At 67.7% G+C, this 6,734-nt stretch carries 5 protein-coding genes; 2 read left to right on the top strand and 3 right to left on the bottom strand.

Going from position 1 to position 6,734, the window contains the following annotated elements:
- Positions 1-430: 430 nt before the first annotated feature.
- From VV867_RS24015 to VV867_RS24005, 3 genes are all read right to left on the bottom strand, one after another.
- Complete coding sequence (locus VV867_RS24015) at positions 431-775, bottom strand: cupin domain-containing protein (protein WP_275628732.1); 345 nt, start codon at positions 773-775, stop codon at positions 431-433.
- A gap of 41 nt (positions 776-816) precedes the next feature.
- Positions 817-2,238, bottom strand: a complete 1,422-nt coding sequence (locus tag VV867_RS24010; protein ID WP_275628733.1) for an NAD(P)/FAD-dependent oxidoreductase — start codon at positions 2,236-2,238, stop codon at positions 817-819.
- Positions 2,239-2,422: 184 nt separating this feature from the next.
- The gene (locus tag VV867_RS24005; RefSeq protein ID WP_256595932.1) at positions 2,423-3,229 is read right to left on the bottom strand and encodes an AraC family transcriptional regulator; all 807 of its coding nucleotides are present in this window, start codon (positions 3,227-3,229) and stop codon (positions 2,423-2,425) included.
- Between the two features lie 228 nt (positions 3,230-3,457).
- Between VV867_RS24005 and VV867_RS24000 the strand changes: the two genes are divergently transcribed.
- Positions 3,458-5,215 carry a DUF1302 domain-containing protein gene (locus VV867_RS24000; protein WP_109933330.1) on the top strand — a complete coding sequence of 586 codons (1,758 nt, stop codon included), beginning with the start codon at positions 3,458-3,460 and terminating at the stop codon, positions 5,213-5,215.
- Between the two features lie 23 nt (positions 5,216-5,238).
- Positions 5,239-6,609: a DUF1329 domain-containing protein gene (locus VV867_RS23995; protein WP_089389607.1), complete on the top strand. Its 1,371-nt coding sequence runs from the start codon at positions 5,239-5,241 to the stop codon at positions 6,607-6,609.
- Positions 6,610-6,734 lie beyond the last annotated feature (125 nt).

Genomic DNA, 6,734 nt, shown 5'->3' with positions numbered 1-6,734 from the left:
CACGGGAAGTTTTGAGGGGTGGGGCGGGGTTGCTTTTCGTAGGAGCGAGCTTGCTCGCGAACGGTGTTTCCCGGCGGCTCTGGTGTGTTGGGTTGACTCCGTTCCCTCTCCCCAGCCCTCTCCCTGAAGGGAGAGGGGGCTAGTCCGTGCCGAGAGGAGGAGTGGTTTCAGCCGGTAATTATTGTGCTAGCCGGCTAACGCCGAGATATCAGCATCTGCCCAACGGTCCCCTCTCCCTTCAGGGAGAGGGTTAGGGAGAGGGAAAGGCGCTACCCTCATGCCGCGGCGTTCCAGGAAACACCATTCGCGAGCAGCCCCGTAGGGCGAATAACCGTTCGCGGTTATCCGCCGCCGGCCGGTGCGCCGGTGCCGAGGGCAATGGCGGATAACGCCGTAGGCGTTATGCGCCCTACGTGGCGAACCCTGGGAATCAGCGCTTGATGATCACGTACGTCTTGCGCACCGTCTCCTGGATGTCCCACACCCCCAGGCTGTTCTGCGGCAGCAGGAAGGCGTCGCCGGCCTGGAAGGCGATGGGCTCGCCGTCGTCCGGAGTGAAGGTGCCGCGGCCGCTGATGAAGTGGCAGAACTCCTGCTCGACGATCTGCCGGCGCCAGCGGCCCGGGGTGCATTCCCAGATGCCGGTGTCGACCTGGTCGGGGCGTTCCACTTCGGTCACGCGGGTGTGCGAGACGGGCTCGCCCAGGGGTACGGCGACCGGGTTGGCTTCGCCCAGGGGCGCGTTGGGGGTGTCCTTGAGGTGGGTGATCTTCATCGGGGCTCCAGGGTGTCGGTGGGAAAGGGGCGGCCGGCGTTTCAGCCGACCTTCCAGGTCATCAGGCCTTCCATGCTGGCGGCCAGCTTTTCCGCCAGCTGCCGGCGCCAGGCCGGGGTATGGGGGTTGGCCAGCACCTCGTCCTCGTGGACGAAGCTGCGGATGATCGCGTTGTAGCCCAGCCAGCGGCACGGCTCGGGCTCCCAGGCGCGCAGGGCGTCGGTCAGGGCGCGGTCGTGGATCACCCAGGGTTGGCGGGTTTCCGGGGTTTCCTGGCCGAGGATCAGGTCGGCCAGGGTGCGCCCGCCCAGGTTGGTGGCGCCCACGCCCTCGCCGCCGTAGCCGCCGGACAGGGCGATGCCGTTGCGGCGGTCGACCAGCATGTGCGGGTGGAAGCGCCGCGACATGCCCAGGTTGCCGCCCCAGGTGTGGGTGATCTTCACGTCCCTGAGCTGCGGGAAGAGTTCGCCGAACAGGTAGCGGCGCAGGCCGACCTCGTCGTCGGTGAGGCTGAAGTCGCTGCGCAGCTTGCCGCCGAAGCGGTAGCCGCCGCGGGCGCCGAAGGCCAGGCGGTTGTCCAGGGTGCGCTGGCCGTAGGTGACCTGGCGGCTGAACTCGCTGAAGGCCTGGCCGCGTTCCAGGCCGATCTCCGCCCATACCGATTCCGGCAGCGGTTCGGTGGCCACCAGCAGGCTCTGCACCGGCAACTGGTAGTTGCCCAGGGGGGGCAGGGCGGCGGCGTAGCCTTCCACCGCCGGCACTATCCACTGGGCCTTCACGCTGCCCTTGTCGGTGCGCAGCAGGCCGGGCTGCCAGTGGCTGACGCGGCTTTTCTCGAACAGTTGCACGCCCATGCGCTCCACGGCCCGGGCCAGGCCGCGGGCCAGCCTGGCCGGGTCGATGGTGGCGCAGTGCGGTGTGTAGATCGCACCCAGCGCGCTGGGGATGCGCAACTGCTCGGCCAGTTCGGCCTTCGACAGCCAGCGGTAGTCGTCCTCGCCCAGGCCTTCGTGGCGCAGGTCGGCCAGGTACTGGCGCAGGCGCCGTTCCTGCTCCGGGTAGCGCGCCGCGCAGTAGAGCGCGCCGCCCTTGCGGTAGTCGCAGTCGATGCCTTCGCGCGCCAGCACGCCGGCCACCTCGTCGGGGATGCCGTGCAGCAGGTCCCAGCTCTCGCGGCGGCGCGGCTCGGGCAGCTTGCCCACCAGGCGGTCCTCGCCCAGCAGCGCGCCCATCAGCCAGCCGCCGTTGCGCCCGGAGGCGCCGAAGCCGGCGGTCTCGGCCTCGAGAATGGCGACCTTCAGCTGCGGCGCGCGGCGCTTCAGGTAGTAGGCCGTCCACAGCCCGGTGTAGCCGGCGCCGACGATGGCCACGTCGACGTCCAGGGCGCCTTCCAGGGCCGGGCGCGCGATGAAGTCGTCATCCAGTTGGTTCATCCACAGGCTGATATGGCGCCATGCCGACATAGGGGCGACTCCGGGCAGAAGGGTGATGGGGAATGTGCGCAAGCCTAGAAGCGCCCGGCATTCCTGTCGTGCGCGCGGGTACGCGGGGAAAAGCCGGGGGCGTGGCGTTGTCAGGAGGATTGTAGGAGCGGGCCCTGCCCGCGATTCGCGCGCAGGGCGCGCTCCTACGAAGAGCGCCTCGGCGTTACGGGGTTTCCATGCGCTTGAGGTATTCCCGCGGCGACAGCCCGGTCTGCTGGCGGAAGCAGCGGTAGAAGGCCGACAGCGAGTTGAAGCCGGCGGAGAAGGCCAGCTCGTCGATGCGCGCCGAGGTGGCCGGGCGCAGTTGCTCCAGCAGGTGCTGCAGGCGCTTCTGGTTGACGTACTGGTAGAAGCTCAGGCCCATCACCTGGTTGAGCAGGTAGGAAATCTGGTTGCGGGTGTAGCCGGTGGCGCCGGCCACCTGGGACAGGTCCAGGTCCGGCGCCAGGTACGGCTGGGCCTTGTGGAAGTATTCTTCCAGGTCGCCGGCCAGTTGGCTGAGCTGGCGTGGCGACAGGCCCAGGCGGCTGGCCGGCGGGCGGCTGTCGGCGGCGGTGCGCCCGGCGCCCGGCGCGTCCTCGCGGACCAGGGTGGCGTATTCGTTGATGCGCCAGATCAGCCCGTCGCGCACGCTGATGGCTTCGCTGGAGTGGAACACCGCCAGGCGCCCGCTGAGGGTGATGGCGGTGCGGTACTGGATGAAGGCCGTGTCGCCGTCCACGCGGATGCGGTCGATGTGGTCGAGGAACTCGTCCGGGCGGCTGGGCATGGTCTGGCTGACGTACTCGCGCAGGTCCGCCAGGCCCATGCGGCGGTTCTGGAAGTAGTCGTTGTATTCCACCTCGGGATGGTAGAGCGCCAGCGCCGCGTCCAGGTCGCGGCGCTTCCAGCTGTCGTGGTAGCGCTGCACCACGTCGCGGGTGCTCGGGGTGAGGTGGCCGTCGGCCGGGGTCGGGTGGGTCGCTTGCATGGCGCACAGGATGCCGCAGAGCGGCGCGCTCGGGTAGGGGGGAGGGGGTGACGTCATCCAGCTGCCGCATGACGGGCCATGCCTGGCGTCAATGGTGGCCGCCCGGGGCCGTCGCAGAGGGGGGATTCACTCTTTCGGCTGAACGTGCAAATACCTCCTTGGTGCGCTTGGTCGCGCGGCACCCGGCTGAGTAGCGTGTAGCCGCCTAGACACCGTCAGGAGTGCCGAATGACAACAAAAACAAGGCGCGTATCGTTCCAACCGAAACTGCTGGCCGCCGCTGTAGCCCTGGGTTGCGCCACCCAGGCCGGGGCCGTCTCGTTCAACATCGGGGAAATCGAGGGACAGCTCGATTCGACGCTGTCCGTGGGGGCCAGCTGGGGGCTGCGCGACGCCGACTCGGAATACGTCGGCGCCCGCAACGGTGGCCGCGCCTCGTCGCAGACGTCCGACGACGGCCGCCTCAACTTCAAGAAGGGCGAGACCTTCTCGAAGATCTTCAAGGGCATCCATGACCTGGAGCTGAAGTACGGCGACACCGGCGTCTTCGTCCGGGGCAAGTACTGGTACGACTTCGAGCTGAAGGACGAGCACCGCGAGCTCTACGACATCAGCGACGAAGGCCGCAGCATGGGCGCGCGTTCCTCCGGCGCCGAGCTGCTCGACGCCTTCATCTACCACAAGTACAGCATCGGCGACCTGCCCGGCACCGTGCGCCTGGGCAAGCAGGTGGTGAGCTGGGGCGAGAGCACCTTCATCCAGAACTCCATCAACAGCATCAACCCGGTCGACGTCGCCGCCTTCCGCCGCCCCGGCGCGGAGATCAAGGAAGGCCTGATCCCGGTGAGCATGTTCTACATGTCCCAGGGCCTGACCGACAGCCTCACCGCCGAGGGCTTCTACCAGCTGAAGTGGGAGAAGACGGTGGTCGACAACTGCGGCACCTTCTTCTCCACCACCGACGTCGCCGCCAACGGCTGCAACAAGCTGGCCTTCGCCGGCAGCGACTTCGACCCCGACCCGGCCAGCGGCTACCGCTACCTGGCGCGCACCGGCGACAACACGCCGAGCGACGGCGGCCAGTGGGGCCTGGCCCTGCGCTGGTACGCGGCGGAGCTGAACGACACCGAGTTCGGCGCGTACGTGATGAACTACCACAGCCGCAACCCGGTCTTCAGCACCGTCGCCGGCCAGGGCCTGGCCACCGCCGACCCGGTCACCGGCGCGGCCAGCGCGCAGTACCTGATCGAGTACCCGGAAGACATCCGCCTCTACGGCCTGAGCTTCCAGACCAACATCGGCGGCACCTCGGTGGCCGGCGAGGTCAGCTACCGGCCGAACATGCCGCTGCAGCTCAACAGCACCGACCTGACCGTGGCCGCGCTCTACCCGACCACGCTGTTCGGCAACCCCATCTACTCCAGCGGCTTCGCCACGCCCAGCGCCGGCGAGGTGATCCACGGCTACGTGCGCAAGCCGGTGACCCAGGCACAGGTGACCGTGACGCAGTTCTTCGACCAGGTGCTGGCGGCCGACCGCCTGACCCTGGTGGGCGAGGTGGGCTACAACCACATCAGCGGCATCGACGACAGCGAGCTGCGCTTCGGCCGCGACTCCATCTGGGGGATCGGCGAGCTGCCCAACAACTCCCTGTGCCAGGGCCTGCTGAACACCGCCAACCCCGGCGAGTGCAACAACAAGGGCTTCTACACCACCAGCAGCTGGGGCTACCGCCTGCGCGGCATCCTCGACTACCCCAACGTGATCGCCGGCATCAACCTCAAGCCGAACCTGGCCTGGTCCCACGACGTGCACGGCTACGGGCCGAACTTCAGCGAGGGCGCCAAGGCGGTCAGCGTCGGCCTGGATGCGGACTACCAGAACACCTATACCGCCAGCATCAGCTATACCGATTTCTTCGGTGGCGATTACAACCCGATCAACGATCGCGACTTCATCGCCGTCAGCTTCGGCGTGAACTTCTGATCGGCCAGTCAAGGACAGGAAAGATGAACAAGATACGAATCCTGCAATGCGGCGCCCTGGCCCTGAGCCTGCTTTCCGGTGCCGTGATGGCGGCGGTGTCGGCGGACGAGGCGGCCAAGCTCGGCACCAGCCTCACGCCCATGGGCGCGCAGAAGGAAGGCAACGCCGACGGCAGCATCCCGGCCTGGACCGGCGGCATCGACAAGAGCGCCGGCAGCGAGGACGCCCGCGGCTTCCTCAGCGACCCCTTCGCCGGCGAGAAGCCGCTGTTCACCATCACCGCGCAGAACGTCGACCAGTACAAGGACAAGCTCACCGATGGCCAGGTGGCGCTGTTCAAGCGCTACCCGGACACCTACCGCATCCCGGTGTACAAGACCCACCGCACCTTCTCGCAGCCGGCGGAAATCTACCAGGCGGTGAAGACCAGCGCGGTCAACGTGCAGCCGATCAACGACGGCAACGGCCTGGCCAACTTCGACAAGAGCCGCTACTACGCCTTCCCGCTGCCGAAGAACGGCGTCGAGGTGTTGTGGAACCACATCACCCGCTACCGCGGCGGCAACCTGGCGCGCACCGTGGTCCAGGTCACCCCGCAGACCAACGGCAGCTACACGCCGATCCGCTTCGAGGAGACCGTGGCCTTCCCGCAGAACATGGGTGACGTCGACCTCGCCAAGGTCAGTAACATCCTCCTGTACTTCAAGCAGTCGGTAACGGCGCCGGCACGCCTGGCCGGTAACGTGCTGCTGGTCCACGAGACCCTCGACCAGGTCAAGGAGCCGCGCCTGGCGTGGATCTACAACGCCGGCCAACGCCGCGTGCGGCGCGCCCCGCAGGTGGCCTACGACGGCCCCGGCACCGCCGCCGACGGCCTGCGCACCTCGGACAACTTCGACATGTTCTCCGGCGCCCCGGACCGTTACGACTGGAAACTGGTGGGCAAGAAGGAGCTGTACATCCCCTACAACAGCTACAAGCTGGGCCTGCCCACCTACAAGTACGACGACATCGTCAAGGCCGGCCACCTCAACCAGGACCTGACCCGCTACGAGCTGCACCGCGTGTGGGAAGTGGTGGGCACCGTGAAGCCGGGCGAGCGGCACATCTACGCCAAGCGCCACATGTACATCGACGAGGACAGCTGGCAGATCGCCGAGGTCGACCACTACGACGGCCGTGGCCAGCTGTGGCGCGTTTCCGAAGGCCACCAGATGTTCAACTACGCGCACCAGGCCGGCGGCTACGTGCCGGAGGTGATCTACGACGTGATCGCCGGCCGCTACCTGGCCCTGGGCCTGTTCAACGAGGAGAAGAGCGGCTACCGCTTCGGCATCAAGGCCAGCATGGCCGACTACACCCCGGCGGCGCTGCGCAACGAAGGCGTGCGCTGAGCCGGGCCATGGCCGGCGGCGGCGAGGGCTGCCGCCGGCCATGTACCCTTCTGTAATGCCAAAGGATGATATGTCGCTACATACATCCGGCTGATAGCCCTTCCCTGGGGGCGGCCCCCTGACTA

It is taken from the genome of Pseudomonas sp. JH-2 (assembly GCF_036231725.1).
Lineage (GTDB): Bacteria > Pseudomonadota > Gammaproteobacteria > Pseudomonadales > Pseudomonadaceae > Pseudomonas > Pseudomonas delhiensis.
The sequence above is the reverse complement of the archived record's forward strand: the minus strand, read 5'-3'. Positions and strand labels throughout refer to the sequence as shown.